The following is a 23,894-nucleotide window of genomic DNA, read 5'->3' as shown; positions in this document are numbered from 1 at the left end:
CTGTTTATGAAACTCCTTATTGTTGAAGACGAACCAAATGTGGTGTCAGTTCTGAAAAGAGGTTTAAGCAATGAGGGATTTGAGCTAAGCATCGCACCTGATGGATTTATAGCACTGGAAATGGTTGCTGCCCATTCTTTTGCTTTGATTATCCTTGATATCATGCTTCCCGGAATCAACGGACTGGACTTATGTAAACAAATCAAGAAAAATTATCCGCATACCCCTATCATCATGCTGACTGCTTTGAGCAGTACTGAAAATATAGTTACCGGCCTTGATAATGGAGCGGATGACTACCTGGTCAAACCTTTCAAAATCGCAGAATTGAGTGCCAGAATCCGTACACTGTTAAGAAGGTACGCTGGTTTTCAGCAAGCAGATGAAATTATCTCTGTAGGTGATTTACAAATCAATATTTCTGCTAAAACAGTAACCAGGGCAGATCGGGAAATCATCATTCTGACAGCGACCGAATATCGTTTGCTTCAGTTTTTCTCCAGGAATAAAAACAAGACTTTATCCAGAATTGATATTCTCGAAAATGTCTGGGATATTGATTTTAATATGGGAACTAATGTGGTTGATGTTTATGTCAATTACCTGAGAAAAAAAATAGATAAAGGATTTAGTACCCAGCTTCTTCATACGGTAGTTGGCCTGGGCTATATGTTAAAAGAAAAATCAATGTAATGAATTTAAATACCCGCATCACTTTCTTATTTGCTATTTTATCTGCGATCATTATCTCTTTATTAAGTGGGTTTGTATGGTACTTTGCAAATGAGTTTGCTTTTGAAGATTTCTACAAAAGATTAGAGGCGAGGGTAAACATAGCCAGCCAGATCAAAGTGGCAACGGGAAAAAATACGGCTGAATATAATGAGGTACGACAAAAATATCTGGAACGCCTCCCGCAAGAGGAAGAACAGGTTTTTTCAGCCGACAAAGCAAGTAAAATAGCTTTGACAAAAGGGTACACCTGCCTGCCAGCTTTTATAAGAATATTGAATCCGGCCTGATGGCGCGTCATAGAAATGAAAATGTGTTTTATGCGGGTAAATATTTTAAACAGGGAGTAAATGGCTATATAGTGATCATTTCCGCAAAAGATCCTTATGGCTACAGGGAACTAAAGAGTTTACAGAAAATATTGTTTATAGGGTTCTTCCTATCGGTTTTACTATCTTATTTTGTGGGGAGAAGATTTTCCAACTTTACTTTTAAACCTATCAGGGTCTTAATTAAAAAGGCAAAGGGGATTAGTGCAGAGAATTTACATCAGCGCCTCCCGTTAATCAAGGGCAATGATGAGATTGCAGAAATTTCACAGACTTTCAATGATATGCTGGATCGACTGGAAACAGCATTTGAAACACAGAATAATTTTATCAGCAATGCTTCGCATGAATTAAGGACTCCATTAACGATTATCAGTGGAGAAGCTGAACTCGCAGTTTTCAGAGAGCCGGAGATCTTTCCCCTGAACTTCAAAAGTCATTGGCAACGATTCAGACTGAAGCGGAGCGCCTGGAAAATATACTGACCAGTTTGCTGAGTTTAGCACAGTCTGGTTTTGATGGTGAAAAACAGCGCTGGGAAAATATACGTTTAGATGAACTGATCTGGGATGTAAAAGCTTCTATTGATCTGGTTAACCCGGACAATCAGATTCATATTGATCTTTCTAAACTTCCGGACAACCCTGAAAGCATTAATCTGAATGGAAATTTAAACCTGATTAAGCTTGCTGTAACCAATATTGTGAATAATGCCTGTAAATATTCTGACAACAAGATTGTTGAGCTGGGTTTATCAGTTACACGTACAAATATCGTGATCAGTGTGAAGGATCAGGGCATCGGAATACCTGAAGATGAGTTACAGCATGTATTTGAGCCATTTTTCCGTGCATCAAATACGACACGCTATAATGGTTATGGTGTAGGCCTGCCTTTATCTTTAAATATTATCCGCCTCCACAAAGGCAGTATCGCTATTAAAACTGTTCAGGAATCCGGAACTGAAATGAGTATTTTATTACCCCGCTCCCTTTAATTCTTACCAGGTTTGTCTTAATCGCGCAGCCTGTCTGCAATTCTAATCTCTTTCTAATCTCACTCTTATACGGCTGTAATGTCAGGGCTGTACTATTGTATCATTAACTAATCAAGATACAATATGAAAACCATTTTAATTCCTACAGATTTCAACGAAACATCGGTCTATCTTTCAGAAGATATTCTAAAGAATTTTAAAAATGAACCGGTTAAGCTCATTTTCTTTCATGCTTATAAGCTAACGGATTCAATCTCTGATTTATTAATGCTCTCCCGCAGAAGTGCTGAGTACGGACAAATTCCCGAATCTTTTCACAGAGCTTGTTACGACTTAAAAAAAACACACCAGGGACAAATTGAAGCTATAACAATAGAATATTTCTATGGCAGTACAATGGCTGCTTTCAGAAATTTCGCTGAGGCAAATGAGGTTGATTTCATTTACTGCCCGGCAACTTATACTTTCCGCCCGATCTCAAAATACAGCATAAACCCTGATGTATTCCTCAATAAATCAGGCATCCCGGTCATTAAAACAATTGAGCAGGATGAACCATCGGTTAAAGTAAACAAAGCGATCTCTCTGGAGCATGAAGTTGCTCAACTTGTCTAGTCATTACCTATTAAAACATATGATATGTTATTAAAGAAAAATGTTCCTCTTACCTATATATTTGGTAAAATCTATAAAGATCTGATTTTGGTTACGCTATATGCCGTTGGTATTGTAGTGCTTTATGAAAACTTTCATTTTACCAGAATCTCTATCCCAATTGCGGTCCCTGCGCTGCTGGGTACAGTCATCTCTCTTTTACTGGCATTCCGGTCTAACCAGGCTTATGACCGCTGGTGGGAAGCCAGGATTCTCTGGGGCGGAATTGTCAATGATTCAAGATCATTAGCAAGACAGGTGCTATATTTTATTGATGACCCTTATTATTCTGCAGAGATCCAATTATTTAAAGAGCGCTTTGTAAAAAGACAAATTGCCTGGGCCCATGGTTTAAGTCAATCGCTTAGAAATAATCATCCAACACTTGGACTGGATAAATTTATGAAACCTGAAGAGATTGACTTTATCAGCAGATATAAAAATGTACCGATGTCTATTTTGGAACTGCATGCACGGGATATTAAAATGGCTGTTAAAGAGGGTTGGATTAATACATATCAGCAGATTGAAATCGACAGGACTTTATCTAATCTATGTGACCGCATGGGTGGTTCTGAGCGGATAAAAAACACAGTGTTTCCGGTTACTTACAGTAAGTATATCAATATGACGATCTACCTGTTTATTATCATGCTGCCTTTCGGACTGATTGAGTTCTTTGGCTATATTGAAGTACCTGTGGTAATCGCTATCGCAGCAGCTTTCTTATTAATTGAGAAAATGGCTATTCATTCATCTGCAGGATCCTTTTGAGAACAAGCCTACGGATACGCCTACAACTACAATTTCTAAAACAATAGAACGCGATTTATCGCAGATGCTGAATGATGCACATTACCAGGAAGACAAAATGGCTATGGAACCTGTTCATAATTCAAAGACCTATTATATATTATAGATATAGGTTTCAGCTAAAGCTGATCAATTATGTCTGGTTAAATTTTATACTATAAAAAAAAGGAGATGCAAAATTTGCACCTCCTTTTTTTATGATTAAAAGATTGAAAACTTAAGCGTCAATCTTCGCGTATTTAGCATTTCTTTCGATGAACTCTCTTCTAGGTGCTACTTCATCTCCCATTAACATAGAGAAAGTATGGTCACACTCAGCAGCGTTTTCAATTGTAGCCTGCATTAAAGTACGGTTGGCTGGATTCAATGTAGTATCCCAAAGTTGTTCTGCGTTCATCTCACCCAAACCTTTGTAACGTTGAATGTGAACACTTTCTTCTTTACCTTGTCCTTTTAAGCGTTGTACTGCTGCATCACGTTGCTGATCATTCCAGCAATATTCCTGCTCTTTTCCTTTTTTAACAAGGTAAAGTGGTGGCGCTGCAATATAAACGTAACCCGCTTCAATTAATGCTTTCATATATCTGAAGAAAAATGTCAGGATCAGTGTAGTAATGTGTGATCCGTCAATATCCGCATCCGTCATAATCACGATCTTATGGTAACGAAGCTTGGTAATGTTCAATGCTTTGTCATCTTCAGGAGTACCAATACTTACCCCAAGGGCAGTAAACATATTCTTGATCTCGTCGTTTTCGTAGATTTTATGCTCCATTGCTTTTTCCACGTTCAGGATTTTACCTTTTAATGGAAGAATAGCCTGGAAATTACGGTCACGTCCCTGTTTTGCAGTTCCACCCGCCGAATCTCCCTCGACAAGGTATAATTCGCATTTTTCCGGATCGCTATCAGAACAATCGGCTAACTTACCTGGTAATCCAGATCCGCCCATTACACTTTTACGCTGAACCATCTCACGCGCTTTACGTGCTGCTGCACGTGCAGTTGCTGCAAGGATAACCTTGTTGACAATCATTCTGGCTTCTTTTGGATATTCTTCCAGGTAGATACCTAATGCTTCACCAACAGCAATATCTACAGCACCCATAACCTCAGTATTACCTAATTTGGTTTTGGTTTGCCCTTCAAATTGCGGCTCTTGTACTTTTACTGAAATTACTGCAGTAAGACCTTCACGAAAGTCATCACCTGTAATTTCGAATTTCACGTTTTTAAGTAAACCTGATTTATCAGCATAAGCTTTCAAAGTACGGGTTAAACCTCTTCTGAAACCGGCAATGTGCGTACCACCTTCATGTGTATTGATATTATTTACATAAGAGTGTACATTTTCAGCATAGCTGTCATTGTACTGCAAAGCAAGCTCTACAGGGATACCATTTTTAATCCCCTCTACATAAATAGGCTCAGCGATCAATGAAGGACGACCTCCATCTAAAAACTGAACAAATTCTTTTAAACCACCTTCAGAAAGAAAAAGCTCAGTCAGGGGATTTCCCTGATCATCTAGTTCACGTTCGTCAGTAAGCGTCAGGCTGATTCCTTTATTCAAGAAAGATAACTCTCTTAAACGTGAAGCCAGTGTATCGTAACGATATTCTGTAGTCTGGGTAAAGATCTTGTCATCCGGAGTGAAAGTAATTACAGTACCTCTTTTTTCAGTTTCTCCAACAATCTTCACATCGTACTGTGGTTTACCTTCACGATACTCCTGTGCCCAGATTTTACCTTCACGGTGTACTTCTGCTTTCAAATGTATAGATAGTGCGTTTACACAACTTACCCCTACACCGTGCAATCCTCCGGAAACTTTATAAGTGTCTTTATCGAACTTACCACCGGCATGCAATACGGTCATTACAACCTCAAGTGCCGATTTTTGTTCTTTTTGCATAATCCCTGTCGGAATACCACGACCGTTATCCTCAACTCTGATAGAATTATCTTTAAGGATATTTACTGTAATTGTATTGGCATGTCCGGCTAAAGCCTCATCAATAGAGTTATCTACAACTTCATAAACCAAATGGTGCAATCCTTTAACACCCGTATCACCTATATACATTGAAGGGCGCTTACGCACCGCTTCTAAACCTTCTAATACCTGTATATTATCTGCCGAATAATTTGACTTTGAATCTTTTTCTTCGCTCATAAATGTTAATAAAAAATAAGATTCAAAAATAACCAATTATGGCCAATTAAAGGCAAATGTGGATAACTATTTGATCAAAAAAGTACATTAATGACCCAAAAAAAACAAGTTATTTAGGATACTAAATTGGAAATTTTATATTTGCTAAAATTTACTCCTTCAGTTTAAACCATAAAAGAGTAGTAAAGCTGAAAAAGAATTAAAAAAAACAAAAAAAAAATAAGCGCATAAATGAACAGAACATCCTTCAAACTAAGCACACACACTGTTTACCGCTGTAGCATTAGTTTCAGTAATGGCTTCATGCCAGAATAAAGACAACAAAGCTGCGACTGATACTGCGGTAAAAACTGACGTTGCTGCAACTCCAGTTAAAGCTAACGAGCCTATCGTTTATGTAAATTCAGATTCTTTATTAACTAAGTACCAGTACTTCAAAGATCTTAAGACTAAATTAGACGCTAAATCTAAAGCTGCTCAAACTGATCTTGCTGCTAAACAACAAGCTTTTCAACGTGAGGTTGCTCAATATCAGCAAACTCAAAACACTTTACCTGCTGACCAGAGAGCTACTACTGAGCAGAGATTAGCACGTAAACAACAAGAATTACAAGCTTATCAGCAAAATGCTGGTGCAGCATTGCAAAATGAGCAAGGTACTGAACAAGAGAAATTGTACAACAAAATTGCTGATTACCTGAAAATCTATGCTAAGGGTAAAGGTTACAAAATGGTATTGACTTACCAGAAAGGTAACAGCGCAATTTTTTCGCGCTGATCCTTCTTTAGATGTTACAAGTGAAGTAATTACTGGTCTTAACGACGGTTATAAAGCTGACAAGAAATAAGCTGTTACAGCTCATGAAAAAGGCCCCGGATTGATTCCGGGGCCTTTTTGTTTATTCATCTTTTTTATCTTCATCGAACAGACTGCCTGTTAAATCATCGATCTCTCTCCGGTCTCTTTTAGTTGGCCTGCCCGCGCCCCTGTCCCGTATTAACACAGGAGAATGGTACATGGTTTTATATCCCTGGGTTTCCTCCAGCGGTGTAATGTCTTTATATTTTGTAACCGCAATCTTGGATTCTACCCTGGTATACAAAAGTTCGACCACCTCAATGATCTTTTTCTCGATTCCTTTTGATACCTGGTAAACATCACCGGGTTTTACAACTACAGAAGCTTTCACATTCTGACCGTTAAATTTAACGCGGCCAGCTTTACACGCTTCAGTTGCTAAAGTTCTTGTTTTAAACAATCTTATTGCCCACAAGTTTTCTCTATCCTTAATTTTTCCTGCTCTGCCATAAAAAATCAAAAATACATAAGTAAAAGATCGCTCAATACATAAAATTGATTTATTTTGTGAAAAAATAAAATTGATAATGATTAAAGAGTTGAAAAAGTTAATAGAGGCTGCTTGGGAAGACAGAACTTTATTAGAATATACTGAATATTGTGAAGCGATCGAGACTGTTGTAATGCAACTTGATAAAGGAGAAATCCGTGTTGCTGAACCCATCCTGAATTCATGGGGAATCAATGAGTGGATTAAGAAAGCAGTAATTCTTTATTTCCCTATCAGAGAAATGAAAGAAATTGAAGTTGGTCCTTTTGTATTTCATGATAAAATGAAATTAAAGACCAATTATAAAGAGCTTGGTGTAAGAGTTGTTCCTGGTGCAAGTGCACGTTATGGATCATACTTATCTAAAGGTGTGATTTTAATGCCATCTTACGTGAACATCGGTGCTTATATTGATGAAGGTACAATGGTTGATACCTGGGCTACTGTTGGTTCATGTGCACAAATCGGAAAACATGTACACTTAAGTGGTGGTGTTGGTATTGGTGGCGTTTTAGAGCCAATTCAAGCTGCTCCGGTTATCATTGAAGACAACTGTTTCATCGGTTCAAGAGCTATTGTTGTTGAAGGTGTACGTGTAGAACGTGAAGCCGTTTTAGGTGCAAACGTTGTATTAACAGCTTCTACTAAAATTATTGATGTTACAGGAAGTACTCCTGTTGAATATAAAGGTATCGTACCTGCAAGATCAGTAGTGATCCCGGGAAGTTATACTAAAAAATTCCCTGCAGGTGACTACCAGGTTCCATGTGCACTGATCATTGGAAAACGTAAAGAATCTACAGATAAAAAGACTTCACTTAATGATGCATTAAGAGAAAATAACGTAGCAGTTTAATGAATATTGGTTTTGATGGAAAAAGGGCTGCCAATAACCTAACTGGTTTAGGTAATTACAGCAGGTCTCTCTTGTTTTTTACAGTTATCAGAATTTTTCCCTCAAAACCAATACTTTGTTTATAGCCCGAAAGTCAAAAACCACGGGCAGATTTCTTCTTTTTTCAAAAAGGAAAATATCCACCTTATGCTGCCCCGGAATTCTTCACTTTTGTGGAGAAGTTTTGGGATCAAAAAGCAATTAAAGAAAGACAATATTGCCATTTATCATGGTTTGAGTAATGAAATCCCGATTGGGATGCCTTCTTCTATTCAAACTGTTGTCACGATACACGATCTTATTTTCCTGCGTTATCCGCAGTACTACAAATTCATAGACCGTACTATTTACAACTTCAAAAGTAAATATGCATGCAAACATGCAGATCATATTATCGCAATCAGCGAGCAGACAAAAAATGATATTATTGAATATTATCAAATTGATCCTTCGAAAATAGAAGTACTTTATCAAACCTGTGATGATTCGTTCAAGCAGCTGATTCCACAGGAATTTAAAAATACTATACGTAAAAGTATAATCTCCCTGAAAAGTACATCCTGAATGTAGGAACTATTGAACCCAGAAAGAATTTACTGACACTGGTAAAGGCATTACCTGCAATCAATCCAGAATTTAAATTGGTTGTCGTCGGTAAAAAGCAACCTTATACACAAAAGGTAATTGATGAAATTCAGCACCTGGGTCTGGAAGACAGGGTGATTTTTCTGAAAGACATTCCATTCACAGACCTCCCTTCTATCTATCAGCTGGCCACAATATTTGTTTATCCATCGTTTTACGAAGGATTTGGTATCCCCGTCATTGAAGCGCTTTATGGGAAAATCCCGGTTGTTTCTGCAACAGGTTCCTGTCTGGAAGAAGCTGGCGGCCCTCATAGTCTATACGTAAACCCTACTGATTTTACCGAGCTGGCAAAAGCCGTGAACTCTGTTTTAGCTGATCAGGATCTTGCTACCCGGATGAAAGAAGAAGGATTAACCTATGCGCAGAAATTCAACACCTCAACTTTAGCCCGTCAACTGATGGATTCTTACAGGAACATGATCTCCCAGGGCTAAGAAAAGCTGAAATAACAAGATTATTTAATAAATTTACACCATGCTAAAAACGGAAATTGACAAGGCCTTAACGGTCTTGAAAAATGGGGGCATAATCCTCTATCCTACTGACACAGTCTGGGGTATAGGTTGTGATGCTACGAATGAAGCAGCAGTCGAAAAAATCAATGCAATCAAAGGCCGCTCATCTGATAAGAGTTTTATTATCCTGGTGGATAATGATTCGAAAATACAAAGTTATATCAACGAAGTGCCTGAGGTAGCTTACGACCTGATTGAATATGCTGAACATCCATTAACCATAATCTTTTCAGGAGCAAAAAATCTGGCTAAAAATGTGATCAATGAAGATGGAAGTGTGGGCATAAGGGTGATCAGACATGATTTTGTTCAACAACTATTACAACGTTTCAGAAAGCCAATTGTCTCTACATCAGCAAACCTGTCCGGACAGCCAACACCGGCTTTTTTTGACGAAATTGATGAAGAGATTAAAAGTGCTGTTGACTATGTCGTAGACTGGGAACAGGAACTTAAAGAGGTTAAAAAATCATCGACCATTATGAAATTAAGTCCATCTGGTCAATTTTCCTTCATTAGAAAGTAAGTTTTGCTATTTTTGTAATCTCATTGAAATCAACGTTGAGCTTATAAGCTCAAAACAATATATAATTTTGAAAAAAAAAATCTAGAACATCCTGTTTTTAAGGTGCTGGCTGGCATTGCCGATGAAAGTCATATCGAGGCCTATGTGATTGGTGGATACGTACGGGATATTTTTCTGAAAAGACCATCAAAAGATATTGATGTAGTCGTTTTAGGAAATGGAATTGAATTTGCTGAGCTTGCCGGAAAACATTTAAAGAGCAAAGTTGCTGTTTTTAAGAATTTCGGTACGGCTATGTTAAAATACCGCGACCTTGAAGTTGAATTTGTTGGGGCAAGAAAAGAATCTATCGCGCTGATTCCCGTAAACCTATTGTAGAAAACGGGACTATAAAAGATGATCAGCTCAGAAGAGATTTCACCATCAACGCTTTGGCAATTTCATTAAATAAAGAGAATTTTGGTCAATTAGTTGACCCGTTCAACGGTGTAGAAGACCTGAACAATAAATTAATCCGTACTCCACTGGATGCTGAGATCACTTTTTCAGATGATCCTTTGCGTATGATGCGGGCTATCCGCTTTGCGACTCAATTGAATTTCAATATTGATGATCAGGCATTAGCTGCTATTGCAAAACAGAAAGAAAGAATCAGCATTGTTTCCAAAGAAAGAATTACGGATGAACTGAATAAAATTATCCTCTCTCCTGTTCCTTCTATAGGTTTCAAATATCTTTTCGATACCGGCCTGCTCCATATCATATTCCCGCAAATGGCTAATTTATTTGGGGTAGAGATCATCAATGGAAAAGGACATAAAGACAATTTTTATCATACCCTGCAGGTACTGGATAATATCTGTGAAGTTACAGAAGATCTTTGGCTGCGCTGGGCAGCGATTCTGCATGATATTGCTAAACCGCCAACTAAACGTTTTGAAGAAAATCATGGCTGGACTTTTCATGGACATGAGGATAAAGGGGCAAGAATGGTTCCTCAGATCTTTGCACAGCTGAAGCTTCCGATGAACGAGAAAATGAAATTTGTTCAAAAGCTTGTTCAGCTGCACTTACGCCCTATCGTTCTGGCACAAGAAGTTGTTACTGATTCTGCTGTAAGACGTGTATTGTTTGATGCCGGTGAAGATATTGAAAGTCTGATGTTACTCTGCAATGCAGATGTGACCACAAAAAAACGAATATAAAGTCAAAAAGTACCGTAATAACTTTGAGCTGGTTAAACAAAAGCTGAAAGATGTTGAAGAACGTGACAAAATAAGAAACTGGCAACCTCCTGTTTCAGGAAATGACATCATGGAAGTATTTGGCCTTGCTGCCGGTAAAGAGTGGGCATGATAAAAAATGCAATCCGTGAAGCAATTCTGGAAGGCGAAATAACAAACTCACCCGATGAAGCGTTAGCATTTATGCTGCGTAAGGGAAAAGAGTTTGGACTGACACCCGTTACAGAACAACCTAAATAAATAATGTTACCACTATAGACGTAATTCACAGAATTACAGCTCATAGTGTGGTCATATCTCGTAAAATAAAATATATTCAAATGAAAAACATATTTTATTTTATAATTTTATACTATTAGAAATAAAGCTCAAAATGGCAATTTACAGATTCAGACTTAGTTTTGACGATTACGATGAAGTAATCAGAGAGATCGACATCAAATCAACACAAACTTTTGAAGATTTACATAAAGCATTACACCGTACAACAGGTTACAATGCCGAAAAATCTTCTTCATTTTATGTGAGTTCTGATCACTGGATCAAAGGGGATGAAATCGCCTATCTTCCAACTCAGAAGAAAACTGACCGTGGCGTAGCTTTAATGGAAAAGGCAAAACTTAGTGCCTTTATTGAAGATCCACATCAGAAATTCTATTATATATACAATTTTGACCGTCCTTATGAATTTCATGTGGAACTGATCAAGATTATTTTGCAGGCAGATCCTAATATTGAATATCCTGTTCTTTTTAAAAGCATTGGTGAAGCGCCAAAGATTTTTGATGCAAATAATATCCCTACAGAAGTAGTAACGAATAATCCGATTTCAAATGACTTCGATTTCCTTAATGAAATGGATTTTGTCCCTGAAGATACAGAAGAAATTGAAGCTATGGATGGCAGAGGTATTACTACATCATCAGAAAAAAGCGTAGATGCTGACGATGAGGAATCAGATTCGGACGATTTCTCTGAAGATGAGGATTATCATGAAGATGAATACGATAGCAAAGAAGATTATTAAGCCATATAATGGCAAAAAATAAAACATTAATTGTAATTGCTGGGCCAACGGCGATAGGTAAAACTGCTTTGGCTATTACGCTGGCTCTCAACATTTTACAACAGAAATCATCTCTGCTGATTCAAGACAGTTTTTCAAAGAGATGTCAATCGGGACAGCGAAACCTCATACAGATGAACTTGCAGCAGCTAAGCATCATTTTATTGATTCCCACTCTATCAATACTTTCTTTAGTACCGGAGACTTCGAGAAACAAGCCCTTGAGGTTTTAGATGAAATATTCACCAGACACGATCTGGCTATTATGGTTGGAGGTTCTGGTTTATATCTGGATGCTATAACCAGAGGGCTTGATGAATTGCCTGATACTGATATGGAAATCAGGAATCAGCTGAATAATTTATTTGAGACAGAAGGTCTGGAGCCAATCAAAGCACAGCTTGAGGCTGTAGATCCTGAATATTATGCTAAAGTAGACCAGGCAAATACACAACGTCTTATCCGCGGACTGGAATTTTTCCTGTCTACTGGAAAAAAGGTTTCTTCATTTTTAACAAACAGCAAAAAAAAAAAGCCTTTGATATTATAAAAATCGGTTTGAATATGGAAAGACCCCTGCTTTATCAGCGGATTAACCATAGAGTAGACCTGATGCTGCAGGAAGGCCTTTTAGAAGAAGTAAAATCACTGGAGGATTACAGAGAACTCAATGCACTGAAAACCGTAGGATATGCGGAGCTTTTTGACTATCTGGATGGTACAATTACCTATGATGTTGCTGTTGAAAAGATCAAGCAAAATACCCGCCGCTTTGCAAAACGACAGTTAACATGGTTCAGAAGAGATGACCAAATTCATTGGTTCACCCCTGATCAATCTGGTGACGTCATTAATTTCCTTGAACATTCAATTCATAAGGTTCCCTGATCACAGCTGACCTTTAGCATCAACTATTTAGAATCAACCATATAAATCGCATCCGGCTCCGGACAAAATTTATATGGTTTTCTTTGGAAAGATAGCTGTATTAAAAGTCTAAGCCTGTGCAGTTGGGCCTCCAAAATTCATTGGGAATCTGATGGTTCTTCCTGAGTTTTGATTCTGCCATTAATTGCTTCAAACTTTTCTATATTATCCTGCATTGCTATCATTAATCTTTTAGCGTGCTCCGGGGTAAGGATAATCCTTGATTTCACCTTCGCCTTTGGTACTCCTGGCATTACTCTGATAAAATCCAGTACAAACTCAGTATTGGAATGGGTAATGATTGCAAGGTTTGAAAATATACCTTCTGCTACTTCTTCAGAAAGTTCAATATTAATCTGATTCTCGTTGTTTTCGTTTTCCATAACACAAAACTACTTTTTTAAATGATTAGGCTGGTAGCCTTAACTGATTTATTTTAAGGCAAAAAAAATCCCCCCTGAAAAGATCGAGGGGGGATTAAAAAAAAATTAACTATTTAAATTATGCTTCAATTTCTTCTTCTTGTTTCGAAGCTAATAATTTATCATACTCTTCCTGAGAACCAACGATAATACGTTCGTATCCACGAACACCAGTACCTGTACCTGAAGGAATCAAGTGACCAACGATTACGTTTTCTTTCAATCCAAGCATGTTATCACGTTTACCTGCAATCGCAGCTTCGTTCAATACTTTTGTAGTTTCCTGGAAGGAAGCTGCAGAGATGAATGATTTCGTACCTAATGACGCACGTGTAATACCTTGTAATACAGAACTAGCAGTTGCTGATCTTGCATCACGAACTTCGATCTGTTTCAAATCTTTACGTTTTAACTGAGAATTTTCGTCTCTTAATTTACGTAGAGAAAGAATCTGACCTGGTTTTACAGTATTTGAATCACCAGCATCAATAACAACTTTCTTGTCATAGATATCATCGTTTTCAATCATAAAGTCCCAACGATCTACAGAATTATTTTCTAAGAATGTAGTATCACCTGGATCTTCAATATGAACTTTCTGCATCATCTGGTGTACAATAACCTCAAAGTGTTTATCATTGATTTTTACACCTTGTAAACGGTAAACCTCCTGGATACCATTTACTAAGTATTCTGTACAGCAGCAGGACCTTTAATTGCTAAAATATCCGCAGGAGAAATCGATCCGTCTGATAATGGCATACCAGCTTTCACGAAGTCATTATCCTGAACCAGGATGTGTTTAGATAATGGTACCAGATATTTCTTGATCTCACCATCCTTTGATTCGATAGTCATCTCACGATTACCACGTTTCACACCACCTAAAGTTACAACACCATCAATCTCGGTTACTACAGCCGGGTTAGAAGGATTACGTGCTTCGAACAATTCAGTTACACGTGGTAAACCACCCGTAATATCTCTTGTTTTTCCTGTAGCACGAGGGATTTTAACTAAGATCTGACCAGTTTTAACTGCTTCTCCATCATCGATAGAAACGTGAGCTCCAACAGGAATGTTATACTGTCTGATTAATTCACCTTTTTTATCTACTACTCTTACTGATGGATTTTTAGTTTTATCACGTGTATCGATAATTACTTTCTCACGGTGACCAGTTTGCTTTGCTCATCTGTCTCTTCACGGAAGGTAACACCTTCAATAATTGCATCAAATTCGATTTTACCGGCAAACTCCGAGATAATAACCGCGTTATATGGATCCCATGAACAAATCTTATCACCTTTTGAAATTTCAGCTCCTTCTTCAACATATAAGAATGAACCGTAAGGGATGTTATTAGTCATGATAACTTTACCAGTACCTTTTTCTACGATCTTGAATTCACCTGAACGGCCTAAAACAATTTGTTTCACACCTTGCTCACCTGTATCATTTGCTACAGTACGAACGTTTTCGAATTCTATGATACCATCAAACTTCGCATTGATCTGAGATTCAGCAGCAATGTTTGATGCGGTACCACCCACGTGGAACGTACGTAATGTTAACTGTGTACCCGGCTCACCGATAGACTGTGCAGCAATTACACCGACAGCTTCTCCACGTTGAACACGTTTACCAGTTGCAAGGTTACGTCCGTAACAAAGCGCACAAACACCTCTTTTATTTTCACATGTCAATACTGAACGTATTTCCACGCCTTCTAAAGGAGATTCTTCGATTGCTTTAGCGATATCCTCGTCAATATCCTGACCAGCACCTACTAATAATGCACCATCCAGAGGATTAAATACATCATGAAGTGAAATACGACCTAAAATTCTGTCATATAATGGTTCAACGATATCTTCGTTATCTTTTAATGCAGTAGTGTACATACCTCTTAAAGTACCACAATCAGCAGCGTTCACGATCATATCCTGAGCAACGTCATGTAAACGACGGGTCAGGTAACCAGCATCTGCAGTTTTTAACGCTGTATCCGCCAAACCTTTACGCGCACCGTGGGTAGAGATAAAGTATTCTAATACTGATAGTCCTTCTTTAAAGTTCGAAAGAATCGGATTCTCAATAATTTCACCACCTGAACCTGATTTCTGAGGTTTTGCCATCAGACCACGCATTCCGCAAAGCTGACGAATCTGCTCTTTAGATCCACGTGCTCCAGAGTCAAGCATCATATATACCGAGTTAAATCCTTGGTTATCGCTGGATAACTGAGTCATCACGAATGATGTTAAACGGTTGTTGATACGAGTCCAGATATCGATAATCTGATTGTAACGCTCGTTGTTGGTAATGAATCCCATGTTATAGTTATTCCTTACCTCTTCAACTTCAGCAGATGCTTGTTCTAAAAGAACTTGTTTCTCTGCAGGGATGTTAACATCCTGTAAGTTAAACGATAGTCCACCTCTGAATGCCATTTGGAAACCTAACTCTTTAATATCATCAAGGAATCTTGATGCACGAGCCATACCAGTAACCTTAACTACATCACCGATAATATCTCTCAGTGATTTTTTAGTCAGCAATTCATTGATATATCCTACTTCTGCCGGAACCATTTGATTAAACAGTACACGACCAACAGTAGTTTCAGTTAATTTATTAACGATATTTCCGTCAGAATCTTTAACATTTACCTTTACTTTGATAAATGCGTGAAGATCGATACGTTTCTCATTGTAAGCAATGATAACTTCTTCCGGAGAATAGAATGAGAAATCCTGTCCGTTAACAACACGGTTTTCGTCAGTTCTGCGGCCTTTAGTAATGTAATAAAGACCCAAAACCATATCCTGAGAAGGTACAGTAATCGGAGTACCGTTTGCAGGGTTCAGAATGTTGTGAGCAGCTAACATCAATACCTGGGCTTCCAAAATAGCAGCATGACCTAAAGGTAAATGCACAGCCATCTGGTCACCGTCAAAATCGGCGTTGAATGCAGTACACACTAACGGGTGCAACTGGATTGCTTTTCCTTCCACCAATTTAGGCTGGAAAGACTGGATACCCAATCTGTGCAGTGTAGGCGCACGATTCAGTAATACAGGGTGTCCTTTTAAAACGTTTTCAAGAATATCCCAAACTAACGGGTCTTTTCTATCCACAATTTTCTTTGCAGATTTAACTGTCTTCACGATTCCGCGTTCAATCATCTTGCGAATATAAACGGTTTGAATAGCTCAGCAGCCATATCTTTAGGTAAACCACATTCGTGTAATTTAAGGTTTGGACCTACAACAATTACCGAACGAGCAGAATAATCCACACGTTTACCTAATAAATTCTGACGGAAACGACCTTGTTTACCTTTCAGGATATCTGAAAGAGATTTCAAAGCACGGTTACCTTCAGTTTTAACCGCATTTACTTTACGTGAGTTATCGAATAACGAATCTACAGCTTCCTGTAACATACGTTTCTCGTTACGTAAAATAACCTCTGGTGCTTTAATCTCGATCAAACGTTTTAAACGGTTGTTACGGATAATCACACGACGGTACAGATCATTTAAATCTGAAGTAGCGAAACGACCACCTTCAAGAGGTACTAACGGACGTAATTCCGGTGGAATAACAGGAACAATTTTGATAATCATCCATTCTGGATTATTTTCAATACGTGTTCTTGCACCACGGAAAGCTTCAACAACCTGTAAACGTTTAATGCTGCTTCGTTTTTACGTTGTTGAGAAGTCTCGTTTGCAGCCTGGTGACGTAAGTTATAAGATAAAGTATCTAAGTCAATACGTTTCAATAAATCTTCTAATGCTTCAGCACCCATTTTGGCGATGAATTTATTAGGGTCTTTATCGTCTAAGTATTGGTTTTCTTTAGGTAATTTATCAAGAATATCAAGGTACTCTTCCTCAGTAAGGAAATCCATATACTGGATACCTTGTTCTTCCATTAAACCAGATTGAATAACTACATAACGCTCGTAGTAAATGATCAAATCTAATCTTTTGGTAGGAAGGCCTAATAAGTAACCAATTTTGTTTGGCAATGAACGGAAATACCAGATATGCGCAACAGGAACTACCAGGTTAATGTGTCCCATACGCTCTCTACGTACTTTTTTCTCCGTTACCTCAACACCACAACGGTCACAAACAATACCTTTATAACGGATACGTTTGTATTTACCACAGTGACATTCGTAATAATCTTTTACCGGGACCAAAAATACGCTCGCAAAACAAACCATCACGTTCAGGTTTGTAAGTACGATAATTAATAGTCTCAGGTTTTAACACCTCACCACTAGAGCGCTCTAAAATAGCCTCCGGCGATGCCAAACTAATGGTAATCGAGGTGAAATTGCTTTTTAATTTATTATCCTTTTTGTAAGACATAGCTCTGTTGTTTGAATTTGAAAATTTAAAAAGTCAGAATGGGTTCCTCTAACAGATCCCATTCCGACATTAAAAAATTCAACATTAGTCTAACGTAATATCTAAACCTAATCCGCGCAGCTCATGTACCAGTACATTGAATGATTCCGGTACACCTGGAGTCGGCAGGTTTTCGCCTTTTACAATTGCTTCATAAGTTTTGGCTCTACCGATTACATCATCAGACTTCACAGTCAGGATCTCTTGTAGAATATTAGCCGCACCAAATGCTTCTAATGCCCAAACCTCCATCTCACCAAAACGCTGACCCCCGAAATGAGCTTTACCACCCAATGGTTGTTGTGTAATTAATGAATATGGTCCGATTGAACGGGCGTGCATTTTATCATCAACCATGTGACCTAATTTCAGCATGTAGATAATACCTACTGTAGTCGGCTGGTCGAAACGCTCACCTGTTAAACCATTATGTAAATAGGTTCTTCCTGAAGCAGGAACACCAGCTTTAGCGATCCACGCTTCAACTTCATCATGCTTAGCACCATCAAAGATCGGAGTTGCAAATTTCACACCCAATTCTTTACCGGCCCATGCCAATACAGTTTCGTAGATCTGTCCAAGGTTCATACGTGAAGGTACACCCAGTGGGTTCAACACGATATCAACAGGAGTTCCATCATCAAGGAACGGCATATCTTCATCACGAACGATACGGGCAACAATACCCTTATTACCGTGACGACCAGCCATCTTATCCCCTACTTTTAGTTTACGTTTTTTAGCAACATAAACTTTAGCCATTTGCACAATACCTGATGGCAATTCATCACCAACACTGATGGCGAATTTATCACGTTTATATGCACCCAGTTCTTCGTTTACACGGATACCATAGTTATGAATCAAAATTTTGATCTGATCATTTTTATCGTCATCAGTAGTCCATTTGTATGGATTAATGTGAGCGAATTCTAAATCAGCTAAACTTTTTTGAGTGAACTTAGCACCTTTAGGGAATAATAATTCCTTGTAAACGTTGAAAATACCCTGAGAAGTTTTACCATTTACAATCTGGAACAATTTGTCAACCAACTCATTTTTAAGATTGGTTGTAGCCAGATTATATCTCTTATCCAATTTCTCTATTGCTGCTTTTTCTTCAGCTTTAGTAGTTTTCTTAGCTCTTGAGAATAATTTAGTATCAATTACAACACCTCTGATCGAAGGAGGAGTTTTCAATGATGCATCTTTCACATCACCTGCTTTATCTCCAAAGATAGCGCGTAATAATTTCTCTTCCGGTGAAGGATCAGACTCCACCTTTTGGTGTAATTTTACCAATAAGGATATCGCCTTCTTTTACTTCAGCACCGATACGAATGATACCGTTTTCATCTAAATCTTTAGTAGCTTCTTCAGAAACGTTAGGGATATCTGGTGTTAATTCCTCTTCTCCACGTTTCGTATCACGCACTTCTAATTCAAACTCTTCAATATGCAATGAAGTGAAAATGTCTTCACGAACAATACGTTCACTGATTACAATCGCATCCTCAAAGTTGTATCCCTGCCAAGGCATGAACGCTACTTTAAGGTTCCTGCCTAAAGCAAGTTCACCGTTTTCAGTTGCATAACCCTCACAAAGTACTTGTCCTTTAACAACTTTCTGACCTTTTTTAACAATTGGTTTTAAGTTGATACAAGTATTCTGATTGGTTTTCTTGAATTTAATTAATCTATAAGTTTTGCTATCACCTTCAAATGATACTAAACGATCTGCATCGTTTCTTACATATTTGATAGTGATTTCATTTGCATCAACATATTCAACAACACCATCACCTTCAGCATTGATCAATGTTCTAGAGTCACGTGCAACACGACCTTCCAGACCAGTACCAACAATCGGAGCCTCAGGACGTAATAATGGTACGGCCTGACGTTGCATGTTGGAACCCATCAGGGCCCTGTTCGCATCATCATGCTCAAGGAAAGGAATCAATGAAGCAGCAATCGAAGTAATCTGATTAGGTGCCACATCCATTAAGTCTAATTTCTCAGGCTCAATAATCGGGAAGTCACCCTCATAACGTGCTTTAACACGGGTAGTGGTGAAATTACCTTTATCATCATAAGCAGCGTTTGCCTGTGCGATAGTTTTACCATCTTCATCTTCAGCAGAAAGATAAATTACATCTTCATCTACAGCAACCACACCGTCTCTTACGATTTTGTATGGAGTTTCTATAAATCCTAATGTATTGATCTTCGCATGTACACAAAGAGATGAAATCAAACCAATGTTTGGTCCCTCTGGGTGTTTCAATCGTACACAACCTACCGTAGTGGGTATAGTGAACGTCACGCACCTCGAAACCAGCTCTTTCACGGGAAAGACCACCTGGGCCTAATGCTGAAAGACGACGCTTGTGCGTAATCTCTGCAAGAGGATTTGTCTGGTCCATAAACTGTGACAACTGGTTTGTACCAAAGAATGAGTTAATAACCGACGATAAAGTACGGGCATTAATTAAATCTGTTGGTGTGAAAACCTCATTATCACGAATGTTCATCCGCTCACGAATTGTACGAGCCATACGCGCCAGACCTACACCAAACTGAGCATATAACTGCTCACCTACTGTACGTACACGACGGTTTGACAAGTGGTCAATATCATCGACCTCTTCTTTGGAGTTGATTAATTTGATCAGGTATTTAACAATTGCTATAATATCTGCTTTTGTTAATACTTTAACATGATCAGGAGTATCCATTTTCAACTTACGATTGATGCGGTAACGACGACCAACATCTCCTAAGTCATAACGTTTGTCCGAGAAGAATAAACGCTCAATGATACCTCTTGCAGTTTCCTCATCAGGTGGTTCTGCGTTACGCAAAGCACGATAGATGTTTTCAACCGCCTCTTTTTCAGAGTTTGAAGTATCTTTCTGTAATGTATTATATATAATAGTATAATCAGCCTGACTAGCACCATCATCTTTAGATAAGATAATAGTTTTAACGCCAGCATCAATGATCATATCAATATGCTCGTCTTCTAAAACAGTATCCCTGTCTAAGATCACTTCGTTACGATCTATCGAAACTACTTCACCAGTATCTTCGTCTACAAAATCTTCAACCCATTTTCTTAAAACTCTCGCAGCAAGCTTACGTCCGATATATTTTTTCAAACCAGATTTGCTAACCTTAACCTCATCAGCCAGGTCAAACAATTCAAGGATGTCTTTATCAGAATCGTAACCAATAGCACGTAATAATGTGGTAACCGGGAACTTTTTCTTACGGTCGATATAAGCATACATGACGTTATTTACGTCAGTAGCAAACTCGATCCAGGATCCTTTGAAAGGAATCACACGCGCAGAATAAAGCTTGGTTCCATTTGTGTGACGGCTCTGGCCGAAGAACACACCTGGAGACCTGTGTAACTGAGAAACAATTACACGCTCTGCACCGTTGATTACGAATGTACCCTTAGGGGTCATATATGGAATAGTACCCAGATATACATCCTGAATGATAGTTTCAAAATCTTCGTGCTCCGCATCATTACAAGACAATTTCAACTTTGCCTTTAAGGGAACACTATAAGTTAACCCACGATCAATACACTCAGGTATATCATAGCGAGGCGGGTCAATAAAATAATCAAGGAATTCCAAAACGAAAATATTTCTGGAATCAGTGATTGGAAAGTTTTCAGCAAACACTTTAAACAAGCCCTCTGTGTGACGGTTGTCTGAAGTAGTTTCTATCTGAAAAAATTCTCTGAATGATTGCAACTGTACATCTAGAAAATCCGGGTAATCTATGATGTGCTTACTACGTGCAAAATTTACTCTTTGGTCGACTTTATTTGCCAAGGTACTAAAGTTAATTTAGTTTAAGAATAAACTATTTGTTTGGTTTGCCGTGAACATCTCACCAACCAAACTTAGATGAAATGTATATAAACAGGTATAGACTCCGACTGTACAGTCGGAGTCTATGTTTAAAGTTATATTAAAAAAATAAGTGATTACTTAATCTCAACTACAGCTCCAGCTTCTTCTAATTGTTTTTTCAAAGCTTCAGCTTCGTCTTTAGAAACACCAGCTTTTAATTCTTTTGGTGCACCGTCAACTAAGTCTTTAGCTTCTTTCAAACCTAATCCAGTTAAGTCTTTTACCAACTTAACAACTGCTAATTTAGAACCACCAGCTTCTTTCAAGATAACGTCGAAAGTAGATTTTTCTTCAGCTGCAGGAGCAGCATCACCAGCAGGACCTGCAACAGCAACTGCAGCAGCAGCTGGTTCGATACCATACTCGTCTTTAAGGATTTGAGCTAATTCGTTAACTTCTTTTACTGTTAAGTTTACTAATTGCTCAGCAAACGCTTTTAAATCTGCCATTTTATAGAGTTTTTAAAATTTGACGTGAAAAATAATTTATAATAATATGAAACTTATAAGGTGTTCCTTAACCTTCTCTTTCCTGAAGAGTTTTAACAATTCCTGCGATTTTACCACCACTAGATTTAAGTGCTGAAATAACATTTTTAGCTGGCGATTGTAGCAAGCCAATGATGTCTCCAATAAGCTCTTCTCTTGATTTCAAGCTTACTAATGAATCTAAATGATTATCTCCAACATAGATTGCTGTGTCAATAAACGCAGCTTTCAATAGTGGTTTGTCAGAACCTTTTCTCAAGGCTTTGATCAGCTTAGCCGGACCATTACCTGTTCTTGAGAATAATATTGCTGACTGGCCTTTTAATGCCTCAAAAATACTTGAGTTATCGCCTTCCAATCCTTCAATCGCTTTTCTGATTAAAGTATTTTTAGCAACCTGCATTTCAATACCGCTTTCGAAACATTTGCGACGGATGTTGTTAATTTTCTCAACAGATAAGCTTGATGTATCAGCAATATAAAAAATTGCCAAAGTCCTGCATCTTCTCTTGAAGAGCCGAAACTACTTCGTGTTTTTCTTCTCTGTTCATAATTAGATCCCTGCTACTGATTTTGTTTCGATTGCGATTCCAGGACTCATTGTAGAAGAAACATGAATGCTCTTAAAATAAGTTCCTTTAGCAGCAGATGGTTTAAGCTTAGAAATTACTTGAAGAACTTCTAATGCATTTTCATATATTTTTTCTGCTGGGAATGATACTTTTCCTACCGAAGCATGAATGATACCACTTTTGTCAACTTTAAAATCAATCTTACCGCCTTTTACATCAGTTACTGCTTTACCAACTTCGTTAGTTACAGTACCTGATTTTGGGTTTGGCATAAGGTTACGTGGACCTACCTAAAACGCGGCCCAGTTTACCTACTTTAGCCATACAAGCAGGAGTAGTGATAATAATGTCAACATCAGTCCATCCACCTTCAATCTTGGCAACATATTCGTCTAAACCTACGAAATCTGCACCTGCTGCTTTAGCTTCGTCTTCCTTATCAGGATTACAAAGAACTAATACACGTACAGTTTTACCTGTACCGTGTGGTAAAGTAGCGATACCACGTACCATTTGATTCGCTTTACGCGGATCAACTCCTAAAGCGATGTCGATATCAACCGAAGCATCAAATTTAGTAGTAGTGATTTCTTTTACCAAAGCAGCCGCATCCTGTAAAGAATACGTTTTACCAGATTCTAGTTTAGCATGTGCCTTTTTTTGATTTTTTGTTAATTTAGCCACTGTTGTAAACTGTTTTTTGTTAATTAATTTGTCCAGGGTGCATCGCCGCTAACGGTGATTCCCATACTGCGTGCTGTACCGGCAACCATACTCATTGCCGACTCGATAGTGAATGCATTTAAATCAGTCATTTTATCTTCAGCAATTGACTTAACCTGATCCCAAGTCACCGAACCAACTTTCTTACGGTTGGGCTCAGCAGAACCACTCGCTAATTTAGTAGCATCCTTTAACTGGATAGCAACCGGCGGGGTTTTGATGATAAATTCGAAAGACTTGTCAGCATAAACAGTAATTACAACAGGTAATACTTTACCAGGCTTATCTTGGGTACGAGCATTAAACTGCTTGCAAAATTCCATGATATTAACACCTTTAGCACCTAATGCAGGTCCTACTGGTGGTGATGGATTTGCAGCTCCTCCTTTGATTTGTAATTTAACAAGCGCACTGACTTCTTTTGCCATTTTCTGATTTGTTAATTGTAATACTCAAT

Annotated in this window: 19 protein-coding genes and 6 pseudogenes; 16 read left to right on the top strand and 9 right to left on the bottom strand. The window is 38.2% G+C overall.

Going from position 1 to position 23,894, the window contains the following annotated elements; genetic code table 11:
* Positions 1-6 precede the first annotated feature (6 nt).
* The 7 genes from ACWYN3_RS34300 (at position 7) to ACWYN3_RS34270 (ending at position 3,631) form a co-directional block, all read left to right on the top strand.
* On the top strand, positions 7-693 hold the full coding sequence (locus ACWYN3_RS34300; protein WP_456218222.1) for a response regulator transcription factor: 687 nt from the start codon (positions 7-9) through the stop codon (positions 691-693).
* On the top strand, positions 693-1,022 hold the full coding sequence (locus ACWYN3_RS34295; RefSeq protein ID WP_456218221.1) for a hypothetical protein: 330 nt from the start codon (positions 693-695) through the stop codon (positions 1,020-1,022). Before ACWYN3_RS34300 ends, ACWYN3_RS34295 begins: the two co-directional genes overlap by 1 nt.
* Positions 1,022-1,546 (top strand): HAMP domain-containing protein, encoded by a 525-nt coding sequence (locus tag ACWYN3_RS34290; RefSeq protein WP_456218220.1) that lies wholly within the window; start codon positions 1,022-1,024, stop codon positions 1,544-1,546. Before ACWYN3_RS34295 ends, ACWYN3_RS34290 begins: the two co-directional genes overlap by 1 nt.
* Complete coding sequence (locus ACWYN3_RS34285) at positions 1,501-2,058, top strand: sensor histidine kinase (protein WP_456218219.1); 558 nt, start codon at positions 1,501-1,503, stop codon at positions 2,056-2,058. The genes ACWYN3_RS34290 and ACWYN3_RS34285 overlap by 46 nt, the downstream gene beginning before the upstream one ends.
* A gap of 123 nt (positions 2,059-2,181) precedes the next feature.
* The gene (locus tag ACWYN3_RS34280) at positions 2,182-2,673 is read left to right on the top strand and encodes a hypothetical protein (protein WP_456218218.1); all 492 of its coding nucleotides are present in this window, start codon (positions 2,182-2,184) and stop codon (positions 2,671-2,673) included.
* A gap of 24 nt (positions 2,674-2,697) precedes the next feature.
* A complete protein-coding gene (locus tag ACWYN3_RS34275) occupies positions 2,698-3,486 on the top strand; it encodes a bestrophin family protein (RefSeq protein ID WP_456218217.1) in 789 nt (262 codons plus the stop codon).
* The gene (locus ACWYN3_RS34270) at positions 3,446-3,631 is read left to right on the top strand and encodes a hypothetical protein (RefSeq protein ID WP_456218216.1); all 186 of its coding nucleotides are present in this window, start codon (positions 3,446-3,448) and stop codon (positions 3,629-3,631) included. Before ACWYN3_RS34275 ends, ACWYN3_RS34270 begins: the two co-directional genes overlap by 41 nt.
* A 111-nt stretch (positions 3,632-3,742) precedes the next feature.
* On the opposite strand, the gene gyrB is transcribed toward ACWYN3_RS34270, so the two are convergent.
* A complete protein-coding gene (gyrB, locus tag ACWYN3_RS34265) occupies positions 3,743-5,701 on the bottom strand; it encodes a DNA topoisomerase (ATP-hydrolyzing) subunit B (protein WP_456218215.1) in 1,959 nt (652 codons plus the stop codon).
* A gap of 295 nt (positions 5,702-5,996) precedes the next feature.
* Here gyrB and ACWYN3_RS34260 point away from each other — a divergent pair, with 295 nt between their 5' ends.
* Positions 5,997-6,479: an OmpH family outer membrane protein gene (locus tag ACWYN3_RS34260; protein ID WP_456218214.1), complete on the top strand. Its 483-nt coding sequence runs from the start codon at positions 5,997-5,999 to the stop codon at positions 6,477-6,479.
* A 121-nt stretch (positions 6,480-6,600) separates the two neighbouring features.
* Here the strand turns inward: ACWYN3_RS34260 and ACWYN3_RS34255 are convergent, their stop codons facing one another.
* Positions 6,601-6,975 (bottom strand): RNA-binding S4 domain-containing protein, encoded by a 375-nt coding sequence (locus tag ACWYN3_RS34255; RefSeq protein ID WP_456218213.1) that lies wholly within the window; start codon positions 6,973-6,975, stop codon positions 6,601-6,603.
* Positions 6,976-7,087: 112 nt separating this feature from the next.
* On the opposite strand from ACWYN3_RS34255, the gene ACWYN3_RS34250 reads away from it, so the two are divergent.
* The 8 genes and pseudogenes from ACWYN3_RS34250 (at position 7,088) to ACWYN3_RS34215 (ending at position 12,832) form a co-directional block, all read left to right on the top strand.
* Positions 7,088-7,906, top strand: a complete 819-nt coding sequence (locus ACWYN3_RS34250) for a 2,3,4,5-tetrahydropyridine-2,6-dicarboxylate N-succinyltransferase (protein ID WP_456218212.1) — start codon at positions 7,088-7,090, stop codon at positions 7,904-7,906.
* 186 nt (positions 7,907-8,092) lie between these two features.
* Positions 8,093-8,509, top strand: a complete 417-nt coding sequence (locus ACWYN3_RS34245) for a glycosyltransferase (protein WP_456218211.1) — start codon at positions 8,093-8,095, stop codon at positions 8,507-8,509.
* Entirely contained in the window at positions 8,503-9,027 is a 525-nt protein-coding gene (locus ACWYN3_RS34240) for a glycosyltransferase family 4 protein (protein WP_456223252.1), read from the top strand. The genes ACWYN3_RS34245 and ACWYN3_RS34240 overlap by 7 nt, the downstream gene beginning before the upstream one ends.
* A gap of 40 nt (positions 9,028-9,067) precedes the next feature.
* A complete protein-coding gene (locus tag ACWYN3_RS34235) occupies positions 9,068-9,634 on the top strand; it encodes an L-threonylcarbamoyladenylate synthase (RefSeq protein WP_456218210.1) in 567 nt (188 codons plus the stop codon).
* A gap of 57 nt (positions 9,635-9,691) precedes the next feature.
* Positions 9,692-11,118, top strand: a pseudogene (locus tag ACWYN3_RS34230) (CCA tRNA nucleotidyltransferase).
* A gap of 133 nt (positions 11,119-11,251) precedes the next feature.
* Positions 11,252-11,905: an IS1096 element passenger TnpR family protein gene (locus tag ACWYN3_RS34225; protein ID WP_456218209.1), complete on the top strand. Its 654-nt coding sequence runs from the start codon at positions 11,252-11,254 to the stop codon at positions 11,903-11,905.
* A gap of 142 nt (positions 11,906-12,047) precedes the next feature.
* On the top strand, positions 12,048-12,494 hold the full coding sequence (locus ACWYN3_RS34220; protein WP_456218208.1) for a tRNA (adenosine(37)-N6)-dimethylallyltransferase: 447 nt from the start codon (positions 12,048-12,050) through the stop codon (positions 12,492-12,494).
* Between the two features lie 14 nt (positions 12,495-12,508).
* A complete protein-coding gene (locus tag ACWYN3_RS34215) occupies positions 12,509-12,832 on the top strand; it encodes a tRNA (adenosine(37)-N6)-dimethylallyltransferase (protein ID WP_456218207.1) in 324 nt (107 codons plus the stop codon).
* A gap of 108 nt (positions 12,833-12,940) precedes the next feature.
* On the opposite strand, the pseudogene ACWYN3_RS34210 reads toward ACWYN3_RS34215, so the two are convergent.
* The 7 genes and pseudogenes from ACWYN3_RS34210 to rplK form a co-directional block, all read right to left on the bottom strand.
* Positions 12,941-13,254, bottom strand: a pseudogene (locus tag ACWYN3_RS34210) (DUF3467 domain-containing protein).
* Positions 13,255-13,372: 118 nt separating this feature from the next.
* Positions 13,373-17,680 (bottom strand): annotated as a pseudogene (gene rpoC, locus ACWYN3_RS34205) (DNA-directed RNA polymerase subunit beta').
* Positions 17,681-17,764: 84 nt separating this feature from the next.
* Positions 17,765-21,573: pseudogene (rpoB, locus tag ACWYN3_RS34200) on the bottom strand (DNA-directed RNA polymerase subunit beta).
* 155 nt (positions 21,574-21,728) lie between these two features.
* A complete protein-coding gene (gene rplL, locus ACWYN3_RS34195) occupies positions 21,729-22,103 on the bottom strand; it encodes a 50S ribosomal protein L7/L12 (protein WP_183865812.1) in 375 nt (124 codons plus the stop codon).
* 67 nt (positions 22,104-22,170) lie between these two features.
* A pseudogene (gene rplJ / locus ACWYN3_RS34190) lies at positions 22,171-22,693 on the bottom strand (50S ribosomal protein L10).
* Positions 22,694-22,695: 2 nt separating this feature from the next.
* A pseudogene (rplA, locus tag ACWYN3_RS34185) lies at positions 22,696-23,398 on the bottom strand (50S ribosomal protein L1).
* Positions 23,399-23,421: 23 nt separating this feature from the next.
* Complete coding sequence (gene rplK, locus ACWYN3_RS34180) at positions 23,422-23,865, bottom strand: 50S ribosomal protein L11 (RefSeq protein ID WP_037443979.1); 444 nt, start codon at positions 23,863-23,865, stop codon at positions 23,422-23,424.
* Positions 23,866-23,894 lie beyond the last annotated feature (29 nt).

The sequence above is a fragment of the Pedobacter sp. NJ-S-72 genome (assembly GCF_053890575.1).
Note: the sequence above shows the minus strand (reverse complement) of the source record. Positions and strands in the feature narration are given on the sequence as shown.